We start from the raw sequence: 21,632 nt of genomic DNA on the forward strand, positions 1-21,632 counted from the left end.
GGAATACAACCAGGGGAAACGCAGGATGCAAGCAGCCGGGCGTGCCGCGGCCCCGGGCCGCCGTCAGCTCATCTTCTCGAGCAGGCTCCGGAGCTCCGCCTGCTCCGCCGCGCTCAGGCGGCCAAGCCGCGCGCCGAACGCGTCCGACAGCAGCGCCAGGCCCCGCGCCGTCACCTTGCGTCCGGCGGGGGTGACCTGCAGCCGGTGCCGGCGCAGGTCCTCGGCGTCGATCTCCCGGCGCAGGAAGCCCGCCGCCTCCAGCCGCTTCACGTACACCGTCACCGTCGGCTTGGGCATGCTCAGCGTCGCCGCCAGCTCCGCCGGGTAGGGCGTCTCCTCCACCTGCGCCAGCACGAACAGCTCCTTCATCTCCAGCCCCAACTTGGAGATGTCCGGGGAGACACCGGAGATGACCGACATCAGCAGGTTGTAGTTCAGCGACCAGATCTTCGCCGGGTCGATTCTCGACATGGGCCCTTGCGCGGAAATTGGTACAAAATTAAATCAGTTTAAGGCTGAACCAGTTCGGCCTCCCCAAAACGGTAACACATCCCCAGGAGCCCCCATGTCTCTCAGCCACTACGTGACGCTCGGCCGCTCCGGCCTTCGCGTGAGCCCGCTGTGCCTCGGTGCGATGACGTTCGGTGAAGACCTCGGCTGGGGCACCAGCGTGGAGGAGTCCGAGCGGATCATCGACCGCTTCATCGACCTGGGCGGCAACTTCATCGACACGGCGAACTTCTACACGAAGAGCCACTCCGAGAAGATCATCGGCGACCACGTCGGGCGGCACGCGGCCCGGCGCGACCGGCTGGTCATCGCGACGAAGTTCAGCGGGAACCTCTACCCCGGGGATCCGAACGGGGGCGGCTCCGGCCGCAAGTCCATCATCGCGGCCTGCGAGAACTCGCTCCGCCGCCTGCAGACCGACTACATCGACCTCTACTGGCTGCACAACTGGGACAAGCACACGCCCATCGACGAGACGATGGCCGCGCTCGAGGACCTCGTCCGGGCCGGCAAGGTCCGCTACCTCGGCGTCTCCGACACGCCGGCGTGGAAGATCGTCGAGGCGAACATGACGGCGCGCTTCCGGGGCTGGTCCGCCTTCATCGGGTTGCAGATCGAATACTCGCTGCTCGAGCGCAGCGTGGAGCAGGAGCTGGTGCCCATGGCCCTGGAGCACGGGCTGGGCATCACGCCCTGGTCGCCGCTCAAGAGCGGTGCGCTCAGCGGCAAGTACACCCGCGCGAACGCGGGACAGCTGAAGGGCGACCGGGGCGCCTTCATCGAGCCCTACCTGAACGAGAAGACCTACACCGTCGTCGACGCGCTCGAGGCCATCGCCCGCGCGCACGAGAGCACCCCGGCGCGCGTGGCGCTGGCCTGGGTCATGGCGAAGCCGGGCGTGGGCTCCACCATCATCGGCGCGCGGCGCATGTCGCAGCTCGAGGACAACCTGAAGGCCGCCGAAGTGAAGCTCACGGCCGAGGAGCTGGGCCGGCTGGATGAGCTCACGAAGCCCACGTTCGGGTTCCCGCAGAGCATGGAGCCCATGTTCCCCGCCATCCACAACGGAGGGACGTCCGTGAACGGCGTCCAGATGCCGGCTTCGCCCTTCGGCGTGGAGAAGGGCGACAAGGTCTACTGACCGCGCTCACCGCCGGGGCCGGGGCTTCACGCCCGGCCCCGTCTCCTCGCGCGCGAACGCGTCCGCCACGAAGTCCACGAACACGCGGACGCGGGGCGACAGGTGCCGGCGCTCCGGATAGACGACGAACACGTCGGGCCCCGGCGAGTCCACCTCGCCGAGCACGGCCCGCAGCTGTCCGGAGGCCAGCGCCCGCGCGGCGACGAACTCCGGGATGCGCGCGATGCCCACGCCCTCCATCGCCAGTGCCAGCAGGGCCTCGTTGTTGTCGGACGCGAACGGGCCGGGCACGTCCACTGGCGTGCCATCCAGCCGCCACGGGACGCGCTGGCCGTCGCGCAGGTAGGCCAGACACGCGTGGCGCTGGAGGTCCGCCACCCTCCGGGGCGTGCCGTGCCGTCGCAGGTACGCGGGCGACGCGCAGATGACCGCGCGCGACGCGCCCAGCCGCCGGCGGACGAGCCGCGCATCCGCGCTCTCCCCCATGCGCAGGCCCACGTCCACGCGCTCCTCCACCAGGTCGATGAAGCGGTCCGTGAGCCCCAGCGCGCACTGGACCTGCGGGTATGCGGCGAGGAACGTCGGCAGGCGCGGCACCAGCCAGTAGCGGCCCAGGTCCATGGGCGCGGTGACGTGCAGCGGGCCCCGGGGGCCCTTTGATTCGCGCAGCTCCCCCTGCGCCGCCTCCAGCTCCGCCACGATGCGCTGGCCCCGCTCGAAGAGGGACAGCCCTTCCGGCGTGGGCTGGAGCCGCCGCGTGCCGCGCTGGAGGAGCAGCACGCCCAGCCGGCCCTCCAGGCGGGCCACCGTCTTGCTGACCGCGGAAGGGGACACGCCGAGCGCCCGGGCCGCCGCGCTGAAGCTGCCCGTCTCGAGCGTACGCACGAAGGCGCCCAGCCCGGCGAGCGGCTCCTGGATGAGGGTCATTCAAGAACTCTAGGAACAGGACATGTGCCCGGCAAGCCACTACCCGTCCACCGGGGAACAGTGCAGGTTTCCTCCCATTCACGGGAGCGGATCATGAAAGTCTTCGTGTTGGGCGCGACGGGGTACATCGGCGGGTCGGTGGCGGCGCGGTTGCTGGCGGCGGGGCACCAGGTGGTGGGCACCGCGCGGACTCCGGACAAGGCGCGGGCGCTGGAGGCGCGCGGCATCCAGGCGACGGTCGCTTCCTTCGACGACCTGGACGCGCTCGCGCGGCTGGCGAAGGAAGCCGACGCCGTCATCAACGCGGCGTCCGCGGACGAGCGCAAGGTGGTGGAGGCGCTGCTCGCCGCGCTGAAAGGCTCCGGCAAGCACTTCATCCACACCAGCGGCTCCAGCATCGTCGCCACCGACGCGGGCGGCGAGCTGACGGCCGGCGTGCACGACGAGGACACGCCCGTCGAGCCCGTGCCGGAGAAGGTGGCACGCATCTCACTGGACAGGACGGTGCTGGACGCCGCGAAGGACGGCATCCACACGAACGTCATCTGCCCGTGCCTCATCTACGGCAAGGGGCTGGGGCTGAACCCGGACAGCGTGCAACTGCCGCCGCTCATCCAGTACGCGCGGGAGACGGGGACGGCGCGCTACATCGGGAAGGGAGAGAACGTCTGGTCCAACGTGCACATCGAGGACCTGGCGGACCTGTACCTCCTGGTGCTGGAGCGCGCGCCGGCCGGGACGTTCTTCTTCGCGGAGAACGGCGAGGCGAACTTCCGGGACGTGGTGACCGCCATCGGCAAGAGCCTCCACCTGCCCGTGGCCAGCATGCCGCTGGCGGAAGGGGAGAAGCGCTGGGGCGTGGAGCTGGGGCGGCTGGCGCTCGCGTCCAACAGCCGCATCCGCGCGAAGCGGGCCCGCGCCCTGGGCTGGAAGCCGCACCGGCCCTCCGTGTTCGACGTGCTCGCGGAGCTGAAGTAGGCGCCCGGCCGGTCACCTCGAGGCCGGAGGTTTTCCGGTGCCCGGATGCGGGGCTCGGTCCGTATGCCTGGGGACCCCGTCCTTCCACCGAGCCCGTGATGCCCTCCGTCCCACGCTGGTCCTGGTTCTCCGCGCTGCTGCTGGGGGCGCTCTGCGCCTGTGGCGGGTCCGTCCCTCCCGGGGTGGCGCCCCCCACGAACCCGGTCCTGGCCGCGCGGCTGGATGCGGCGCGCGAGGCCATCCGGGCGGACACGTGCTTCCGGGAACGGCCGGACGGTGCGGGGTGTGAGTGGGGGGACTTCGCCTACGACCCTGGCGCGTTCGCGATGCGCCACGACAGCGGCGAGGCCATCCTCGTCATCGACGACTTCCCCACGCTGCCGCTCCGGGCGCTGCGCTACCACAACCGCCTCCGGGGGTACTTCCGGGTGGACGGGCAGGGGCGGCTGGCGCCGGTGCCCTTCTCCTGGCGCCTTCCCGCCACGCTCTCGCGCACGCTCCAGTCGTTCGCGACGCCGGACTTCCTCCCCGCGGAGGAGCTGCGCACCCTGTCGGCGCCGCTCGCGGAGACGTACCCCGCCCAGGTCATGGAGAGCGTGGGCCACGGCAGCTTCGTGTTCTCGTTGCTGGTGGAGACGAACCCGCACCAGCCCCTGGTCCTGCTGGACACGTTGAGCTTCACCGCCTTCGCTCCGGAGGAGTTCTGCGACGGCTCCGGGACGCCCGAGTCCCTGGAGCGACTGCGCGCGAAGGCCTCGGTCGTCGCGGAGGAGCTGCGCGGCCTGATGGCGGCGCACGGCGTGCGCTACGTCAACCTGAGCTCGGGCGTGACGCTGGCCTCGGTGCGCCAGGACTGGTCCGCGTCCTGCCAGGGCCCGCTTCCGGACGACCGCGTGCTGCGCGCGAAGCTGGCGGCCTATACGCCCATCTACACGGCGCTCTTCCACACGCCGGGCGTCTTCACGGCCCAGGCCGCCATCGACGCGGCGAGCCCGGAGGACAACCCCTTCGACTTCGCGTCGGAGGCCTTTCCCAACCGGCTGCGGGTGGGGTTCTTCACGGTGCTCGAGTCCGGGCTGGACGCGGAAGGGAAGGGCGCGCATGAGGGCCTGGGCGGATGGCCAGGGCAGGCCAACGTGGACCTGTATGTGAATACGGGCGTGCTGCCCCAGCGGCCCTTCGAGCACAACCGGACGCCGCTGCTCCAGGTGGATGCCTTCGGGGTGGACATCCTCCCCATCACCCGGGCCACGACGTCCTGGGTCGCGCCCCTGGCCCTGTCCCGGTTCATCCACGCGCGGTCCGCGCACTTCGCGGGCCAGGAGCTGTCCGACGCGCTGATCCTCCAGGTGCTCGGACGGATGAGGCCGCCCAGCTGCGAGGACCTCCCCGGGGCCGTCTGCCTCTACCAGGACCCGCTGCTGCACGGGCAGACGGAAGCGGTCCGGCTCGGCTACCGCCCTCGCGAGTACGTCGCGCCCTGAGTGCTCCCCGCGGGGCGCGATGGTGTAGGAAGGCCTCGTGACGCCTCCGAGCCTTCCCTCGCGCCCCGTCTCCACGGCTGCCTTCCAGGGCGTGACGCTGGTCTTCTTCGCGGGCTGCGCCGCGTGGCTCGTGCGCGAGTCGCGCGAGCTGGGCGGCCGTCCCGGGATGATGGCGCTGGGGGTGTCGGTGGCCGCGGGCGGACTGGCGCTCGTGGCGCTGGGCGCGCTCGTGGGGCTGTGGCGCGGTGGGCGGCTGGTGGCGCTGCGCTCGCGCGCGGAGATGGGCACCTATGCGCTGGTGCTCGCGACCATGGGCGTGCTGGCGCTGGTGGGGCTGCGGCTGCTCTCCTCGGAGGGCCGGCCCGCGCTCGCCACGTTCTGCCTGGGCGTCGCCGGGTGGCTCGCGGGCGTGGGGCTGCATGCGGTGCCCGCGCTGTTCCTGGGCCCCACTGGCTTCATCGACTCGCTGGGGCGGCGCACGCCGTTCTCCCGGCTGGAGTGGTTCTCGTTCCAGCGGGAGCAGGGGGACCTGCCCCGCGTGCGGCTCCAGGCAGGGCACGGGACGCGGCTGCTGCTGGCCGCGCGGCTCGACAGCTCGGAGGAGGAGCCGGTGCGGGCCGCGCTGCTCGGGGCGGGCCTTACCGTCCGGCGGCGGTAGCGGCCTTCCACGGGTCTCCCCCCACGCCGAAGGCCTCCAGCTGGAAGGACTGGGTACCGGAGACGCGCACCAGGCCCAGCGCCGGAACGGCCGGCGACCACTGCGCGGTGATGCCTCCCGCGTACGAGTACTCCGTCACCGCCAGCTTCTTGCCGGCGATGGTCTCCGAGCCCTGGCGGAGCAGGTGGGGCTGGCGGTCAGCGCCCGGTTGGTTGAAGGGCGCGGGCGTGTCGGACGGCGGCCGGCCCGGCACCCGCAGCCGCATGAGCAGCACGCTCTTCGCGCTGAAGCGCTCGCCCTCCACCAGGAAGTCGAAGCCCACACGCCCGGTGGCGGGCACGTCGATCTCCAGGAGGACCCACCGGCCGCGCTTGCCCTCGTAGCGTCCCGGGCCCCCCATCTTGATGACGAACTGCGCGGGCCCGTCCGGCGACATGTTCACGTAGCGCGCCCAGCCGCCTTCGCGAACGACGAGCGGCAGCCCGAACAACGCATCCGGCGCGCGGTCCTGCGCCCGGGCGGGCAGCGCCGCCAGGCCCATGAACAACACCGCGAGCAACAACACACTCCGTCCCATGCGTCCTCCACGCTTGTCCGGCGCGGAGCCCCGGTCCCATAGTGCTGTTCCCATGCGCCGCCTCCTGTGTCCCGTGTGCACCGCCGTGCTGCTCTCCGCCACGCCGGCCACGTCCGCCGCGCCCGACGCGGGCACCGCTCCGGCCCGCCCCGCCACGACGGCGGCTCCCACCGACGCCGGAACGCTGGCCCCGGCGGATCCGCCCATCGCCCCCGAGCGCCTCGCGGAGGCGCGCGCCCTGGTGCCGTCCCTGCTCCTGTACGGCCAGCTCCAGCCCGTCGTGGGCTCGTGGGTGGAATACACCGTCCAGTCGAAGCAGGGCATGTCGAAGCAGGGCACCTTCACCGTGCGTGCCGCCGTGGTGGGCGAGACGCCGCGCGAGCACGACACGCTCTACCAGGTGGAGCTGGACTACCAGACGGCGCCCCGCGCCCTCTTCGTCGTCTGGGTGTCGCGCGCCGGCACCGCTCGCGCCGTGGTGGAGCGGCTGGCCCTCTCCGTTCCGCCCAACACCCCCGTCTCCATCCCCGTGGACCTCCTCGCGGACCACGCCACGCTCCGGGGCGTGCCGGTCCGCCAGCGTGACCTCGACCTGCGCACCGGCCCCTTCGCCGGCAAGGGCCGCGAACAGACCTTCCGTCTGGAGTCCGGCCAGAAGATGACGGTGGTGACCGCGGCCCAGGTTCCCGTGTTCGGCGTGGAGTCCCTGCGCGACGCGGAGTCCACCTGGACGGCCCAGAAGAGCGGCACCGGTGCCCGGCCCGCGCTGGACGCCGTGCCGCTCTCGCTGCCCCGGCTGCCCGTTCCCTGACGCCGGGGCGCCTTCAGCCGAACGGATAGCCCAGCACGCAGTAGAAGCCGCGGATGTAGATGGTGAGCGCCGCGAACATCTCCGGCGCGAACGTGGTGATGGCGCCGAGCCCGAACATGAGCGCCATCAGCAGGATGGTGAACTCCGCCATGGCCTGCCCCCGCGAGCGAGGGCGCCGCAGCCACCGGTAGCCGCGCGACAACAAGCCGTTCATCGATTCGACTCCTGGGGAGGGGGAGGGGAGGTACGTTCGATGACGAACGTGATCAGCGACTCCGGAGGACCGTCCTTGTCCAGCGGAGACAGCGACAGCGACACGCGCTCACCGGGACGCTCGAAGTCGAGCAGCTCCACGCCCTTGGCGAGGCGCCGCTCCGAAGGGGTGTAGCCCCGCGAGGGCATCTGCGCCCGGTAGAACTCCGCGAGCATCTGCGGCGTGCCGTGCGCCACCTGGGTGAGCGTGGTGCTGCCCGCGCCGCGCCCGGCGCCCTGCTCGTCCACGCGCAGCACCGTCAACGCGCCCGGAGGCTGCGGCAGCGACGCGGGCGCCGTGCCCTGCAGGTGGATGCCCTCGGGCGCCTCCACCAGCGACGGGAACACGAGCGTGCGCGTCGTGGCGCCGCCCACGCGGATGGTGGTGACGGCCACCATCGCGCCCAGCCGCTCGTCGTAGTAGTTCACCGCGCCGCCGCCCGCGCCGTCGTCCTGCGTGACGATGTTGCGGCCCCGGAGCCGGAACTCCCGCGCGTAGAACTCCAGCACCTCGCCCGGCGGGTGGTCCGTCTCGAAGTAGCCCAGCTCCATGGGGCTGCCGTTGGCCTCCAGCCGGCCCATGGGCACGAGCACGGCGCCGGGAAACGGCGGGAACACCCGCTGCACCCGGCCCACGCCCGCATCCGGAAGCGGCGGCGCCGGAGGCAGCGCCAGCTCGGGAGCGGACGGCTTCGCACGGGGCTCGGAGGGAGCGGCCGGCGGGTCCTTCATCAGCGCGGCGGTGGCCACGAGCGCGAGCAGCCCGCCCAGGCCCAGCCAGCGCGTGAGCGCGCCCGTGTGGTCCGTCAGGCCACTCATGGCACGCAGGCGTCGCTGTTGTAGTGGAAGTAGGCCGCCGCCGCCGTCGTGGACTGCGAGTACTCGGACTCCGGGGCGTAGGAGAGGGTCGTGCCCTGGAAGAAGTTCCCGCGGCACCGGTATGAGCGCATGGGCCAGTTGTCGCCCCGGCCTCCGGAGTTGGTGAGCCCGCGCTTCGTCTTGATGGCGTTGGGCTCGCAGCTGCCGAAGCAGTAGCTCGTGTCGTTGCGCCAGTACGCGGCCTGGAGCACGTCGCCGGGCACCGTGCGCGTCGGCGGTCCCGCGGCGAACCTGCCCGCGGCCGGCACGTCGCGGATGAGCACGGAGTCGCGGACGTATTCCTCGGAGAAGGGGAAGTCGAGCCCCAGCACGGACAGCACCGCCTCGATGGCCTCCAGCGCCCCGCCGCCGCCGCTCGCCACGCCCGCGTACACGATGCGGCTCACGCGGTCGTGCGTGCGCTGCTCCACCCGCTCATACGTCTGCGATGGCGCGTCACCCGGCTCCCACGCCCGCCACGTGTCGTGGAAGAGGTAGAAGTGCTCCTCGAAGTTCAGGTCCAGCTGGTTGCCGTCGAAGCCCGTCGTGTAGAGGGCGATCTCCCGGGGGATGATGCGGTTCACCAGCTGGACCTGCACGTCCGCCTGGACCGCGCCCTCGCTGGGGTTGAACCCCATGTCCCGCACCAGCTCCTCCGGCGTGCTGCCCAGGGCGCCCAGGGCCGCGCCCGCCAGGCCGCCCATGCCCGACTGGGAGCCCATCTTCGACAGATCCACGCTCTCCAGCGGCGCGTCCGCGTTCCGGGCCTGGACCTGGATGGTGATGCCGTTCTGGTAGGCCGTGCCCAGCGTGCCCGTCTTGGTGGAGCCGTCCAGGTCCTGGTAGCGCTGCCGCGCCTCCGCGACGATGCCGGGGAGGTCCTGGCGCACCGTGCGCTCGAAGGCCACGAAGCGCGCCATCTCCGCCATCTTGATGCGCGCGCGCTGCACCTCCCAGAAGTAGTTCGCCCAGAGGACCAGCACGATGATGAGCGGCGCCAGCAGCGCCAGCTCCACCGTCGCCGTCCCCCGCGCTGCCCGGCGGGCGTGACGCATGCCGGGGCGCATCAGTAGTTGATGCCTTGAATGAGCCATTCGCTGTCCTCCCAGGCCGGCACCAGCCACTTGAGGTGATCCGCGTCCCAGTGCGTCTGGATGGGCGCCAGGCGCGCGGTCCAGAGCGGGTTGAAGAAGTTGGGCTCCTCCTTCCACTGGCCGGGCCGGTGGTAGATGGCGCGGCCCACCGCCATGGCCATCATGCCGCCGGTGCGCTGGCGGAAGTCCGCCGCGTAGCCGTCCTGCTTGCCGCCCACGTACTGCCAGGTCATGTCCAGGTACGACTCGCGGATGCCCTCGTCGTTGTTCTCCGCGACGTTGTACTTGCCGTCGCCGCTGCCCTCCATGAACGCGTTCTGGGACAGGTTCTCCAGCTCGTAGACCGGCTTGTTGCCGGTGCGCTCCGCGCCCATGTCCTTGCCCAGGACGATGAGGTTGCACGGGTAGCCGAAGTGGTTCTGCCGGGGGCTCACGAAGCTGGTGTCGGACGTGACGAACGGCGTGATGCCCAGCCACGGGTGGTGGTCATCCGTCTTGCTGGAGCCGTATTCCTGGTGGAAGCCGCCCCGGTTGTCCGCCGCCGCCCGGAAGCGCAGCCGGAAGACGTCGCTCCAGCCGAAGAGGAAGCAGGTGGGGCGCACCTCGATGCGGATGTCGTCCGACGCGAAGAGCTGATCCTTGCGGTTGTTCTCGAAGCCCTCGTCGAAGCTCTTGATCTGACTGTCCGCCGTCTTGCGGATGCGCAGCTCCCCAATGCCGACGCACAGCCGGAACTCCCACTTGCGTCCAATGAGGATGGGCCCCTCGCCCTGCGCCGTCCACGTGCGCCGCACGCCGTTGGCCAGGTTGCCCATCAAGAGGCGGTACTTGGCCATGTTCGGATCCGACAGCTTGTTGGCCGACGCCAGCTTCGCGCGCGTGAGCATGCCGGTGGGGTCCATGCCCATGGTGGGACTGCTGCTGAAGGGGCCGTCATCCAGGACGTGGAGGAAGTTCTTGGCGTTGGAGTAGTTGATGTCGGCCGGGTTGCCGAACAGCGAGGAGACGGAGGCGTTGTTGAAGGACTGCCCGGAGTCCATGTCCGCGGTGACGTCCGCCCGGGGGTCGGTGCCCGAGATGACGTTCCCATGTCCCTGCGTGGTGTAGAGGTCGAAGAGGGTGCCCGTGAGCATGGCCTCCTGGGCCAGCCACAGCGCGATGTTGAGCGCTGTCAGCACGGGGATGAGCAGTCGTGAGACCGTCTCCACCGTGACCTTCCAGGCTTTTATCGCCGCGGACACGGCCGCGAAGACGGCGCCGATGCCGGGGATGTATTGCAGGTACTTGGCCGCGACGCCGATGGTGCGGTCCAGGTACACCGCGTGGCTCACGTAGGACATCACCGTGAGCATCGCGGAGTAGTGCACGATCATCGCGCGGTTGGTGTACGCGAGGAAGTTGTAGGCCCGCGCCTCCTTCACCGCCAGCGAGTACGCCTGCGCGTCCGCGGCGTCCTGCAGCTTGATCTTCTCGTACACGCCGCGGCCGATGCCCACCGACGTCATGATGGTGACGGCCAGCACCAGCATGACCACCACCCCAAGCACCATGGCCTGCCCGCGCTCGTCGCGCCGCAGTCTCCGCAAGATCCGAAACATCCGAGGGGGTCCTTCTGGCCAGCGTCGGGGGAGACGCTAGCCGTCCACCGCGCATGCGTTGGGGCCGTATGCGCCGCTGTTGAGGAGGTTGGACTGCATGCGCATCGAATAGGTGGCGACGACGGGGATGGCGAAGACGTTGCTGTCGGCGAGCGTGCGGATCTTCTGGTGGTCCGGGGTCTGTCCCGCGCCCTGGTCCTCCAGGTGGTCCGTGAGGCTGCCGCCGTTCACCTTCTGGGTGGTGAAGTTGACGCCCCGCATGGCCAGGCCGTTGAGCGCCTCGCGGCCCATGTAGAAGGCGTGCAGCTGCCAGTTCGCGAACGGGATGCGCATTTCGTAGAAGTACGTCACGCGCACCGTGAGGAGGTTGGCCTCGATGACCTGCGCGTTGCGCACGTCGTCGTAGTCCAGCTCCCGCCCCTGCATGTGTGAGCCATACGACGAGAAGAGGCCCGGCAGCTGGCTCTTCCGGGGGTTGAGCACCTCCACCCGCACGCGCTCCAGGTCCACCTCCTGGTAGCGCTGGTTCTGATCCGCCAGCTTCGGATCCGTGTAGGCGTCATGGACCAGCGCCACGTTGATGAGCGTGTCCACGCGGCCCTTGCCGCCGGACTTGGGCGGGCCCAGGGTGGGCAGCACCGCCACGTAGGCGGCCTTCTTCATGATCTCGCAGTCGCCGTGGTTGACGATGCCCGCGCGCGCCGCCCGGTACGCGGCGTACTCCGTCATCAGCCGCGCGTGGTGCAGCGTCCCCAACTGGAGGATGCCCAGGATGAGGAACACCATCACCGGGATGACCAGCGCGGACTCCACGAGCGCCTGACCCGACTCACCGGAATGGGTTGGCTGGGACTTTTTCATGGGGCGTCCAATCTTCACACGGTGTGTCATGGGGATGCCAGTCGGCGGCCGCCCGGACGTCCGCCAGCCTTCTCCATGAAACAGGACCGTATCCCATGCAGGACGCGGAGAGACGGTATCGGGCGCGTGGACGCGTCCGGCCGGCGGAGCCCACCCGCCGGGTGGGGGTGGACTTTACCGGGAGCGCCGCGCGGGCTTCGGACCGTGCACCAGCGTGGCGACGAGCGTCTTCACCAGCGCCTCCGCCGGTGCGCCCTGGAACCCGGAGCAGGTGAGCTTGAGGCTGATGATGCCGTGCAGCCCCGCCCAGAACACCTCCGCCAGCCGCTCGGCGGACGTGGCTTCAAGCGCCCGGCCATCCGCCTTCAGGTCCTCGAAGGCCCGCACCAGCAGTGCGAAGGACTTCGGGCCCGCGCCCTCCTTCTTGTCCTGGAAGAGGTCCGCGGACAGCTTGGGGTCCTCCATGAAGACGAGGCGGTAGGTCTCCGGGTGCTTCAAGCCGAAGGCCAGGTACGCCTCCGCCAGGCGTGACAGCCGCTCCGCGGGCTCCTTCACGGCGGCCGCCGGCTCCAGCAGCGCGAGCAGCTCCTGGAAGCCGCGCACGCACAGCTCCCGCGCGATGGCGTCGCGGTTCTCGAAGTGGAGGTAGAGCGTCGCGGGCGCGTACTCCACCGCGTCCGCCAGCTTGCGCATGGAGAGCGCGCCAAAGCCTTCCTTCATCACCATGTCGCGAGCCACCTGGAGGATGTGCTCCCGCAGCTCCGCCCGCTGACGCTCCTTGCGCTCCGTGACGCCCATGTCACGAGGGTAGGCCTTGACGAAAAGAACGGCCACCAATAGATGAACGGTGTTCACTGAACGATGTTCATAAAATCGTCAGCTGTTCATTCCCGGGAGGACGACATGGAGACGGTGGCGTTGTTTGGCGCTTCGGGCGTCGTTGGGCAGAGCGTGGCGCGGACGCTCCAGGCGCAGGGCCGGCCGTACCGGGTGGTCGGACGCTCGGAAGCAAGTCTGCGGAGGGAGTTCGGCGCGGATCCCCGGGCGGAGGTGGTGACGTGGAATCCGGAGGACCCGGCGTCCATCCGGGCCGCGGCGCGGGGCGTCCGGACGATCATCTACATGGTGGGGGTGAACTACTGGCAGTTCCACCTGCACCCGGAGCTGATGCGCCGCACGCTGGACGCGGCCATCGCGGAGGGCGTGGAGCGGGTGGTGCTCATCGGCACGGTGTATCCGTACGGGATGCCGCGCACCGCGACGGTGCCGGAGTCCCATCCGCGCGAGCCGAACTCCTTCAAGGGCCGCATGCGCAAGGCCCAGGAGGACCTGCTGCTGGAGGCGGACGCGGCGGGCGCCATCCAGGGCACCATCCTGCGGCTGCCGGACTTCTACGGGCCGGGCGTGGAGCGCAGCTTCCTCTACCGCGCCTTCGTCGCCGCGACGCAGGGCAAGCGCGCGCCGCTCATCGGGCCGCTCGACACACCGCATGAGTTCGTCTTCGTCAACGACGTGGGCCCCGTCGTCGCCGCGCTGATGGACGAGCCCCGCGCGTATGGCCGCTTCTGGAACCTGGCGGGCGCGGGTGTCACCACGCAGCGCGAGATGGTGAAGGAGCTCTACGCGCAGGCGGGCCACGCGCCGAAGACGATGACGATGGGGAAGACGCTGGTGCGGCTGGTGGGCCTCTTCGACCCGTTCATGAAGGAGCTCGTGGAGATGTACTACCTGCTCACGAACCCCGTGCTGATGGACGACTCCGCGCTGCGCGGCCTCCTGGGCACGGTGCACAAGACGCCCTACGCGGAGGGCATCCGCCAGACGCTCGCGGCGCTGCGCGGGGACCCGGCGGCGAAGGCCCGCCCGGCGCCGGTCCCCGCGACGACCTGAGCCCCGGCGCTCAGGCGGGCCGGGGCGTGGGGGGACGCACGCCGCCAATGCCGCGCTCCCGCGTGCGGGCGTTGGCCAGGCGCTGCCGGTGGCCGGCGAGCAGATCGCTGCGCGTGAGGATGCCCACGACCTGCTCCGGCCGGGCGCGGGAGACGACGGGCAGGCGGCCCACGCCCTCGTCCACCATCAGGTCGGCCGCCTCGCGCAGGGAGCTGTCGTCGAACACGACCGCCGGGGGACGCTTCACCACGTCCTTCATCCGCCGGCCGGCGCTGTCCTGGCTGTCCAGCAGATCCCTCCGGGTGACGACGCCCACGAGCGCCCCCTCGCGGGAGACGACGGGGAAGCCCTGGTGGCGGGAGCCCGCGGCGTCGGACGCAAGCCACGCGCGCACCTCCTCCAGCGGCATGTCCGCCTGCAACATCACCACGGGCTTGAGGCCGTGCTCGCGCACGAGCGTCTGGCTCAGCGCGTCCGAGCCCAGCTCCGTGGGGATGCGGGCGCCTCGCCGCGCCAGCTTCTCCGTCATGATGGAGTGACGCATGAGCAGCGCGGACACCAGATAGGACGCCGCGCACCCGGCGAGCAGCGGCAACAGGCCCATCGGCTGCCGCGTGGTCTCGAAGGCGAACACCACCGACGCCAGCAGCGCGCGCGACGCTCCCGCGAAGAGGGCGGCCATGCCCACCAGCGCCGCGACGCGCACGTCCACGCCCAGGCTGGGGAACAGCTGCGTGGCGAGCAGCCCCAGGCCGGAGCCCAGGCCGCCGCCCAGCGTGAAGAGGGGCGCCAGCGTGCCGCCGGACGTCCCGCTCCCCAGCGCGACGGACCAGGAGATGAACTTGAGCGCGCAGAAGACGAGCATCGCCGTCCCCACGAAGTGGCCGGACAGGATGTCCTCGATGTTGGTGTAGCCCACGCCCAGCGTGCGCGGGGACAGCCAGCCCACCACGCCCACGACGATGCCGCCCAGCGCCGGCCACCACATCCAGTGGATGGGCAGCTTCTCGAACGCGTCCTCCAGCCAGTACACCGCGCGCGTGCACAGCACGGAGGCGCCACCCACGATGAGGCCCAGCACCCCATAGAACGCGAGCGCCGTGCCGGACGGCGTGGTCAGGTCCGGGATGGCGAACGCGGGCGCGCCGCCCATGAAGGCGATGCGCACGCCGGTCGCGGTCGCGGTGGCCAGGGCGACGGGGATGACGGAGCGGGGCTTGAACTCGAAGAGCAGCAGCTCCACGGCGAGGAGCACGGCGGACACCGGCGCGCCGAACGTGGCGGCCATGCCCGCGGCGGCGCCCGCGGCGAGCAGCGCCTTGCGCTCGTCCGCCGTGACGTGGAGCCCCTGTCCCAGGAGCGACCCCAGCGCGCCGCCCGTGGCGATGATGGGCCCCTCCGCGCCGAACGGGCCGCCGGTGCCGATGGCGATGGCCGACGACAGCGGCTTGAGCAGCGTCATCCGGGGCGGGATGCGGCTCTGGTTGAAGAGCACCTGCTCCATGGCCTCCGGGATGCCGTGGCCCCGGATGGCCCGCGAGCCGTAGCGCGCCATCAGTCCCACGATGATGGCGCCCGCCACGGGCACGAGCACCACCCAGCCTCCCAGCGTGTTGGCCTCGGGTGACACCGGCTGCACGGACAGCCGCCCGAAGAAGGCCAGGTTCGTGACGAAGTGGATGAGCGTGCCCAGCCCCTGCGCCACCAGGCCGGCGACGGCCGCGAGCCCCACCGCCAGGACGCTGATGTACACCGTGCGGGAGTCCACCGACACGGAGGTGGCGGGGGTGCGCAGGCTGGCGAGCGCGGGGCCCATCGACGGGGCCACGGGGAGGCCGGACCGTTCCTCCGGCCTTTCGCCCAGGCCCTCCTCGATGCGTTCAACCTCAGGCTTCTTCATCCGGTTGCTCCCGTGTCTTGCGGCGCCGCGGAGGGCGCGAGGCTTCGTCTTCGAAAAAGAGCGGGGCTTCGTCCCCACCGAGCCCCAGCGCGCGCACCCAGGCGTCCAATCCCTGGACCAGCCCCGCGCGCACGTCGGGCTTCAGGCCCCGCAGCCCGGAGATGAGCCGGGCCTGGGCCATGGGCGGCGCCTTGCGCACCAGCGTGCGGCCCTTGGGCTCCAGCGCCACCTCCACCCGGCGGCCGTCCTCGTCGGAGCGGCGGCGGCTCACCAGTCCCTGCTCGATGAGCTTCGTGACGACGACGGACACGCTGCTCTGGTGCGTGAGCGTTCGCTCCGCGAGCGTGTTGATGGAGCAGGGCCCGGACTCCGCCAACTCCTGGAGGATGAAGAGCTGGGCGCCGCTGATGCCCACCAGCCGCTCGGACGCGCGAGCGGAGACCCGCAGCAGCCGCACCAGCCGGCGCACGCCGTCCATCGCCGCGCGCACCTCGGCGGAGACGTCCGCGGGCGGCGTTCGATTTGAATGGGAGCCCATATATCTGCCCGCAACCTACGGGGCAGGGGGCACGGGTACAAGCAAAAGCGCGGGGGATGCCCGGCCGCCTGGGGGCCGGCGGGAGGGCGGCGCTCGACGAAGGGGGAGCCCCCCACCCTCGGAGCGCGCGGCCCGGGACGTGCCACGGCGGGAACCACCGCGAGGCCCGGCCATGGCGCCCGGGCCCCGCGACGCAGCGAATCCGGCTCAGGTGCCGGCGGTGACGGCCTGCTCGGCGGCGGGGTGCTCCTCGCTGCACACCTGCGAGGCGTCGTCCGCCTGGCGGGCCTCGTCCGCGGTCACCGAGGCCGTGGTGGTGGGGGCGACGGCGACGCCGCCACAGGACTGATAGTTCGTGTACTCACCGCACGTCGTCTCCACCGTGACCCCGATGTAGCAGTACGCGTCGCACTCCTGCGTGCGACAGCCCAGGTAGCTGCACTGGGGCGGCAGGGCAAAGGCAGCCGTGGGGGCCAGCGACAGGACAGCCGAGACCGACAGCAGGGACTTCACCAGCTTGCGCATGTGTGCTCCTCGTGAGGGAACGGCGCGGCGAGTGTGGCCCTCCTTCCCAGACAAGTAAATGCAGGCGGTGGGAGGGTTTGGAGTCACCCCAGGGTGATGACTGTCATTGGGGAACTTTCCGGCGTGGCGGTGCGGCGCCGGGTGTCGCGGCCGGAACCGGCGGGTCCGGGCGTTCGCGCTGGGCCAGGAGCCAGTCACAGAAGAGGCGCGCGGCCGGGCGCAGCCGCCGGTGCGAGGGGTACACCACGAAATAGCTGGCGCGGGTGGGCACGATGGGACCGGGCAGCCGGATGAGCCGGCCGTCCGCGAAGTAGGGCGTGACAATCTTCTCGCGCGCCAGCGCCGCGCCCAGGCCCTGCACCGCGGCCATCAGCGCGCCGGTGGTGTCGCTGAAGCTGTAGCGCTCCTCGAAGTGAACCCCGCGCACGTCCGCCGAACGGAACCAGTCCTGCCAGCCCTGGCGGGAGAGGTCCGCGATGAGCGGGAGCTTCGCCACGTCCGCCGCCTCGCGCGTGTGCTCGATGCCCGCGAGCCGCGGGGAGGCCACGGGAAACAGGGCGTCGTCCATCAGCGGCTGCGCGCTCAGGCCCGGCCACGGGGGCTGGCCATAGCGGATGCCCAGGTCCGGCCCGCCCTCGTCGAAGCGGGTGAGCGCCATCTCCGTGTCCACGTGGATCCGCACGCGCGGGTGCTGGGCCGTGAAGCCGGGCATGCGTGGCAGGAGCCAGGTGTACGTCAGCGAGTGCACGGTGGTGACGCGCACCACGGCGTCCTCGTCCCGCGACCGCTTGAGGCCCCCGAGCACGTTGTCCATGTCCGACAGCGCGGTGCTGGCGGCGTCCGCGAGCTGGCGCCCCTCGGCCGTCAGCGCCACGCCCCGGGCATGCCGCTGGAAGAGCACGACGCCCAACCGGTCCTCCAGCTTGCGGACGTGGTGGCTGACCGCGCTGGCGGTCAGGTGCAGCTCCTCCGCCGCGCGGGCGAAGTTCTGGTGGCGGGCGGCGGACTCGAAGGCCGCCAGGGCGGGGAGCAGGTCGGTGCGCAGGGTCATGGGCCGAGCCTCAAATCTGGCTCATGTCTGACACGGAAACGATGCGCTTGTGAAGCGGAGGTGACGGCGTGAAGAAAGGGCCAGACAGAAGTCAGATTCCTTCCTCGCACGAGGGGGCCGCCATGAGCGCATCCGTTCCCGTCCATCCCCAGGCCGTGACTCCCACCTTGAACCGGGCGTGGCTCACGCCCCTGGAGCTGGGCGGGCTGGCCGCCATCTGGGGCACGTCCTTCCTGTTCCTGCGCATCGCGGCGCCGGCCTTCGGCCCCGTTCCCCTGGTGGCGCTGCGCCTGGTGCTGGGCTCGGCGGTGCTGATGCCCTTCCTCTGGCGCGCGCGCGGGGCCATCCGTCCCGAGCTGTGGCCCCGGCTGGCGCTGGTGGGCGTCATCAACGCGGCGGTGCCCTTCTCGCTGTTCGCCTGGGCCGCGCGGCAGGCCCCCGCGGGCATCGGGGCCATCACCAACAGCATGGCGGTGCTCTTCACCGCCCTGGTGGCGTTCCTCTTCTACGGCGAGCGCATCGGAGGCCGGCGCGCGGTGGCGCTGCTCGTGGGCTTCGCCGGGGTGGTGGTGCTGGCCAGCGGGAAGGCCGCGGGCGCGAGTGTCGCCTGGGCCGTGGCGGCGGGGACCACGGGCGCGTTCCTCTACGGCATCGGCTCGAACCTGGTGCGCCGCCACTTCACCGGGCTGCCGGCCTCCGCGGTCGCCGCCGCCACGCTGGCCAGCGGCGCGGTGCTGATGCTGCCCTTCGCGGTGGTCATGTGGCCCGCGGAGCCCATTGGCACGCGGGCCTGGTTGGCGGCGGCGGCCCTGGGCGTCATCTGCACCGGCTTCGGGTACGCGGTGTTCTACCGCCTCATCCAGCGCATCGGCGCGCCGCGCGCCGCCGTCGTCACCTACCTGGTGCCGCTGTTCGCGCTGACCTGGGCCTGGCTGCTCCTGGGCGAGCCGCTGACGCCCACCATGCTGGTGTCAGGCACCCTCATCCTGGGGAGCGTGGCGCTGGGACAGTCCGCCTCGGCGCCGAAGGTGAAGTGAGGCGTCAGCGCCGCTCGAACTTCCAGATGCCGTAGCCGTCGCGGACCGTGGGCATGAACCGGCGGACGATGAACGCCGGGACGCGCTTGCCAGCGAGCTCCAGCGCGCGCAGCGGGACGGAGGTGGAGGACGCGACCGTGTAGCCCGCCTCCAGGAGGGGGGCCTCCGGCGTGTCCGTCATGTCCTGGAAGGACGCGCCCATGCTGGCGAGCACCTCGTGCAGCTCGCGGCTGTACTCGCGCTGGAAGGTGGCGCGCATCAGGTCGCAGTACACGGCGTGGTGGGGGAACACCTGGGCGAGCACCGCGAACATGTCCCGGCGCTGCGCGTTCGACAGGTACATGAGCACGCCCTCGATGATGACGTGCGTGCGCCGCGAGTCCTGGTAGGGCGCGAGCTTCCGCGCCAGCGACTCCGCCGCGAAGTCGATGGAGAGGCGCTCCAGCGGGTTGCGCGCCTCCGTCACCGGCAGCTTCGCGTCCTTGAGCGTGAGGATGGCGGGCTCGTCCACCTCCAGCCACCGGCCGCCGCGAAGCCGGTAGGCCCGCGTGTCGAAGCCCGCGCCCAGCACCACCACCCGCGCGTCGGGGGCCCGGTCCAGCTCCTCCTGCAACAGCGCGTCGATGATCTGATGCCGCGCGGCGTTGCTCGCGTTGGCCTCGCGGAAGGACTGGAAGCGGGCCCAGACCTGCCGCGCCTCGTCATCCATGAAGCGGGACGCGAAGGTGTCACCGCACAGCGGCCGGGGCTGGCGTGCGTCCTCGGCCCGGCAGGCCAGGGTGTAATAGGCGGTCTTCGAAATGGCGTTGGCCATGGGGGGCGCTCCTTGAAACCTGCTCGCAGCTTGCATGAGATACGCGCTTTCACGAAAGGTTGGTCCAGATGCGATTCGTGATGGCGCTGGGTGTGGTCGCGTTGGGCGCGGGTTGCGCGCACTCCCCGAGGACGGCGGGCCCGGCGGAGCCTGACCTGGCTTCGCGGGCCCGGCAGCTCTCGGCGGAGGCGGAGCAGGCCTATGACTCGCTGGACTTCGAGCGGTGCGCGGAGCGCTTCCGCGCCTCCGGCGAGGCGGACGTGGAGGGGCCGGACCGCGCGGAGTCCTTCTATCGCTCCGCGGGGTGCGCCTCGCTCGCGGGCCACACGGACGCGGCCGTGGAGGTGCTGAAGCGCGCGGTCCAGGGCGGCTACTACGACGCGGATCATCTCGAATACGACCCGGAGCTGGCGGCGCTGCACCCGCTGCCCGCGTGGAGCGGCATCGTCGCGGAGGCCCGCGCCAACCTGGCGAAGGCACCCGAGGCGCCCTTCATGACGATGACGCTCATGGGCGTGGATGCCTTCGGTTCGCGGAAGGTGGACCGGGAGACGATCCAGCGGCTGATGGGGCTGGAGGTGGGCAAGCCCATCGTGCACAGCGCCGCCATCTTCAGGCAGAAGGAGGCGGCGCTGCGTGAGCAGTACGGCCTGGCCTTCGCCCGCGTGGGCATGTCCATCTACTTCGCCGCGGAGCGCAAGGGCACCGCCTTCGTGGTGGTGGACATGGTGGATGCCGAGGACGCGGGCCGGCTGCGCTTCCTCCCGGAGCCCAAGGGGCACCCCACGGATCCGGAAGGACTGGTTGCCCGGTGGAACGACTATGTGCAGCGCCTGCAGCAGCTCCAGATGCAGGGGAAGCTGGCTGAAGACTCCAGCTGCAAGGTCGCGAGCTGCGTCGGTGGGTTCGGTCATCCGGACCTCGCGGCCTTCGAGCCGGAGTTCCTCGCGAAGGTGCCAGGGCAGCTGGACGCGCTGACCGCCGTCCTGCGCGAGGAGGCGGACCCGGAGAAGCGGGGCGCGGCGGCCTACCTGCTGGCCTACGCCCCCACGAACGAGGAGACCGCGCAACGGTTGCAGCCCTTCATCCGGGATCCGGAGTCCTCCGTGCGCAACAGCGTGCTGCGCGTGCTGACGGCCACGCAGGAGGCCGCGACGAAGCCCCTGGTGGACCTGGCCGCGGTGGCGGACGCGGTGGCGATGCCGACGGCGACCGACCGCAACAAGGCGACGTACCTCCTCTCCTACCTGCTGGACGACCTTCCACCGGACGCGCTGAAGGCGCAGCGTGCCGGGCTGCTCCGCCAGCTGGGAGAACGGCTGGTGGAGATGTCCGCGCTCACGTTGCCCATCAACCGCGACCCCGCGGTCCAGGTGTTGAAGCAGCTCTCCGGTGAGAAGTACGAGACCGCCGACGAGTGGCGCGCGTGGCTCGCGCGTCAGCCGAAGACGGCGGGGTAGGGGACCCGTCAGTCCGCGACGACGACGGACACGGGCGTGGAGAACTGCCGCACGACGCAGTCCTCCGCGCTCCCGTCCTCCCACGCCAGCATCGCGAACTCGGCCGGCGCGTCGAGCGCGACGATGGGGTGGTGCCACACGCCCCGGTGGTAGTTCACGCCCTGGCCGGGGCCGCACACGAACGCGACGAGCCCCTCCAGGTCGGGCCCGCCAGAGGGCGCGGTGGGCGCGACGCACACCAGGAAGCGCGAGCAGCGCATGGGCAGGAACGCCTGGCTCGACTGGGGATGGTGTTCGAGCAGCTTCACGGTGAAGGGGAGCGGCTGCGGCACGGAGCGGAACACCGCGAGGTTGGGCTTCGCGCCCGGCCGTCCGTTCTCCAGCCGCGCCGACCAGTCGAACCGCACCGCGGTGCCCTGGTTCGCCGAAGCGCCGCTCTTGAGTCCGGCCGACACGACGTCCCCGAAGGGAGCGAAGCCCTCCGGCGTCAGGGGCAGGGCGACGATGGAGCGGAGCGGGGCGGGAGCGTCCTTCATGGGAGGACGACTATAGGGGCGCGTGCCCCGGGACATCAGGCCGCGCCGGGCCGCGTTCCGGTGGCAACGGGCTGTCCGGACTCAAGGGAAGTACGACTCTTTCTTGACATCACGCGTCCGCGCCTCTACAGG

Annotated in this window: 23 protein-coding genes; 8 read left to right on the forward strand and 15 right to left on the reverse strand. The window is 71.2% G+C overall.

Annotation, left to right across the window (positions count from 1 at the left end):
* Window positions 1-63: 63 nt before the first annotated feature.
* The gene (locus NR792_RS00975) at window positions 64-471 is read right to left on the reverse strand and encodes a MarR family winged helix-turn-helix transcriptional regulator (protein WP_375758199.1); all 408 of its coding nucleotides are present in this window, start codon (window positions 469-471) and stop codon (window positions 64-66) included.
* A 94-nt stretch (window positions 472-565) separates the two neighbouring features.
* Here NR792_RS00975 and NR792_RS00980 point away from each other — a divergent pair, with 94 nt between their 5' ends.
* Window positions 566-1,651: an aldo/keto reductase gene (locus NR792_RS00980; protein WP_375758200.1), complete on the forward strand. Its 1,086-nt coding sequence runs from the start codon at window positions 566-568 to the stop codon at window positions 1,649-1,651.
* Window positions 1,652-1,657: 6 nt separating this feature from the next.
* On the opposite strand, the gene NR792_RS00985 is transcribed toward NR792_RS00980, so the two are convergent.
* On the reverse strand, window positions 1,658-2,578 hold the full coding sequence (locus NR792_RS00985; protein ID WP_375758201.1) for a LysR family transcriptional regulator: 921 nt from the start codon (window positions 2,576-2,578) through the stop codon (window positions 1,658-1,660).
* 93 nt (window positions 2,579-2,671) lie between these two features.
* Between NR792_RS00985 and NR792_RS00990 the strand changes: the two genes are divergently transcribed.
* From NR792_RS00990 to NR792_RS01000, 3 genes are all read left to right on the forward strand, one after another.
* Entirely contained in the window at window positions 2,672-3,556 is an 885-nt protein-coding gene (locus tag NR792_RS00990) for an NAD-dependent epimerase/dehydratase family protein (protein ID WP_375758202.1), read from the forward strand.
* A 98-nt stretch (window positions 3,557-3,654) separates the two neighbouring features.
* Window positions 3,655-5,040 carry a hypothetical protein gene (locus tag NR792_RS00995; protein WP_375758203.1) on the forward strand — a complete coding sequence of 462 codons (1,386 nt, stop codon included), beginning with the start codon at window positions 3,655-3,657 and terminating at the stop codon, window positions 5,038-5,040.
* A 37-nt stretch (window positions 5,041-5,077) separates the two neighbouring features.
* A complete protein-coding gene (locus NR792_RS01000; protein ID WP_375758204.1) occupies window positions 5,078-5,698 on the forward strand; it encodes a hypothetical protein in 621 nt (206 codons plus the stop codon).
* Here the strand turns inward: NR792_RS01000 and NR792_RS01005 are convergent.
* Entirely contained in the window at window positions 5,679-6,275 is a 597-nt protein-coding gene (locus NR792_RS01005; RefSeq protein WP_375758205.1) for a hypothetical protein, read from the reverse strand. The two genes, NR792_RS01000 and NR792_RS01005, sit on opposite strands and share 20 nt — an antisense overlap.
* A 52-nt stretch (window positions 6,276-6,327) precedes the next feature.
* Between NR792_RS01005 and NR792_RS01010 the strand changes: the two genes are divergently transcribed.
* Complete coding sequence (locus NR792_RS01010) at window positions 6,328-7,086, forward strand: hypothetical protein (protein WP_375758206.1); 759 nt, start codon at window positions 6,328-6,330, stop codon at window positions 7,084-7,086.
* 13 nt (window positions 7,087-7,099) lie between these two features.
* Here the strand turns inward: NR792_RS01010 and NR792_RS01015 are convergent, their stop codons facing one another.
* The 6 genes from NR792_RS01015 to NR792_RS01040 form a co-directional block, all read right to left on the reverse strand.
* Window positions 7,100-7,300 (reverse strand): hypothetical protein, encoded by a 201-nt coding sequence (locus NR792_RS01015; RefSeq protein ID WP_375758207.1) that lies wholly within the window; start codon window positions 7,298-7,300, stop codon window positions 7,100-7,102.
* A complete protein-coding gene (locus tag NR792_RS01020; RefSeq protein WP_375758208.1) occupies window positions 7,297-8,157 on the reverse strand; it encodes a hypothetical protein in 861 nt (286 codons plus the stop codon). The genes NR792_RS01015 and NR792_RS01020 overlap by 4 nt, the downstream gene beginning before the upstream one ends.
* Window positions 8,154-9,251 carry a TadE family protein gene (locus NR792_RS01025; protein WP_375758209.1) on the reverse strand — a complete coding sequence of 366 codons (1,098 nt, stop codon included), beginning with the start codon at window positions 9,249-9,251 and terminating at the stop codon, window positions 8,154-8,156. Before NR792_RS01025 ends, NR792_RS01020 begins: the two co-directional genes overlap by 4 nt.
* Before the next feature lie 11 nt (window positions 9,252-9,262).
* A complete protein-coding gene (locus tag NR792_RS01030) occupies window positions 9,263-10,888 on the reverse strand; it encodes a pilus assembly protein (RefSeq protein WP_375758210.1) in 1,626 nt (541 codons plus the stop codon).
* Between the two features lie 36 nt (window positions 10,889-10,924).
* A complete protein-coding gene (locus tag NR792_RS01035) occupies window positions 10,925-11,749 on the reverse strand; it encodes a TadE family protein (RefSeq protein WP_375758211.1) in 825 nt (274 codons plus the stop codon).
* A 174-nt stretch (window positions 11,750-11,923) separates the two neighbouring features.
* Window positions 11,924-12,547 (reverse strand): TetR/AcrR family transcriptional regulator, encoded by a 624-nt coding sequence (locus NR792_RS01040; RefSeq protein ID WP_375758212.1) that lies wholly within the window; start codon window positions 12,545-12,547, stop codon window positions 11,924-11,926.
* 105 nt (window positions 12,548-12,652) lie between these two features.
* On the opposite strand from NR792_RS01040, the gene NR792_RS01045 reads away from it, so the two are divergent.
* On the forward strand, window positions 12,653-13,639 hold the full coding sequence (locus tag NR792_RS01045; protein WP_375758213.1) for an NAD-dependent epimerase/dehydratase family protein: 987 nt from the start codon (window positions 12,653-12,655) through the stop codon (window positions 13,637-13,639).
* Window positions 13,640-13,649: 10 nt separating this feature from the next.
* On the opposite strand, the gene NR792_RS01050 is transcribed toward NR792_RS01045, so the two are convergent.
* The 4 genes from NR792_RS01050 to NR792_RS01065 form a co-directional block, all read right to left on the reverse strand.
* On the reverse strand, window positions 13,650-15,539 hold the full coding sequence (locus NR792_RS01050) for a chloride channel protein (RefSeq protein ID WP_375758214.1): 1,890 nt from the start codon (window positions 15,537-15,539) through the stop codon (window positions 13,650-13,652).
* On the reverse strand, window positions 15,526-16,077 hold the full coding sequence (locus NR792_RS01055; protein WP_375758215.1) for a MarR family winged helix-turn-helix transcriptional regulator: 552 nt from the start codon (window positions 16,075-16,077) through the stop codon (window positions 15,526-15,528). The genes NR792_RS01050 and NR792_RS01055 overlap by 14 nt, the downstream gene beginning before the upstream one ends.
* 207 nt (window positions 16,078-16,284) lie before the next feature.
* Window positions 16,285-16,602 carry a hypothetical protein gene (locus NR792_RS01060; protein WP_375758216.1) on the reverse strand — a complete coding sequence of 106 codons (318 nt, stop codon included), beginning with the start codon at window positions 16,600-16,602 and terminating at the stop codon, window positions 16,285-16,287.
* A gap of 103 nt (window positions 16,603-16,705) precedes the next feature.
* Window positions 16,706-17,653 carry a LysR substrate-binding domain-containing protein gene (locus NR792_RS01065; protein ID WP_375758217.1) on the reverse strand — a complete coding sequence of 316 codons (948 nt, stop codon included), beginning with the start codon at window positions 17,651-17,653 and terminating at the stop codon, window positions 16,706-16,708.
* Between the two features lie 122 nt (window positions 17,654-17,775).
* On the opposite strand from NR792_RS01065, the gene NR792_RS01070 reads away from it, so the two are divergent.
* On the forward strand, window positions 17,776-18,690 hold the full coding sequence (locus NR792_RS01070) for a DMT family transporter (protein ID WP_375758218.1): 915 nt from the start codon (window positions 17,776-17,778) through the stop codon (window positions 18,688-18,690).
* 4 nt (window positions 18,691-18,694) lie between these two features.
* On the opposite strand, the gene NR792_RS01075 is transcribed toward NR792_RS01070, so the two are convergent.
* Window positions 18,695-19,504, reverse strand: a complete 810-nt coding sequence (locus tag NR792_RS01075; protein WP_375758219.1) for a class I SAM-dependent methyltransferase — start codon at window positions 19,502-19,504, stop codon at window positions 18,695-18,697.
* A 68-nt stretch (window positions 19,505-19,572) separates the two neighbouring features.
* Between NR792_RS01075 and NR792_RS01080 the strand changes: the two genes are divergently transcribed.
* Entirely contained in the window at window positions 19,573-20,964 is a 1,392-nt protein-coding gene (locus NR792_RS01080; protein ID WP_375758220.1) for a hypothetical protein, read from the forward strand.
* An 8-nt stretch (window positions 20,965-20,972) separates the two neighbouring features.
* On the opposite strand, the gene NR792_RS01085 is transcribed toward NR792_RS01080, so the two are convergent.
* Window positions 20,973-21,500, reverse strand: a complete 528-nt coding sequence (locus NR792_RS01085; RefSeq protein WP_375758221.1) for an ureidoglycolate lyase — start codon at window positions 21,498-21,500, stop codon at window positions 20,973-20,975.
* Window positions 21,501-21,632: the final 132 nt, after the last annotated feature.

Source organism: Corallococcus exercitus, assembly GCF_042231735.1.
GTDB lineage: Bacteria > Myxococcota > Myxococcia > Myxococcales > Myxococcaceae > Corallococcus > Corallococcus exercitus_B.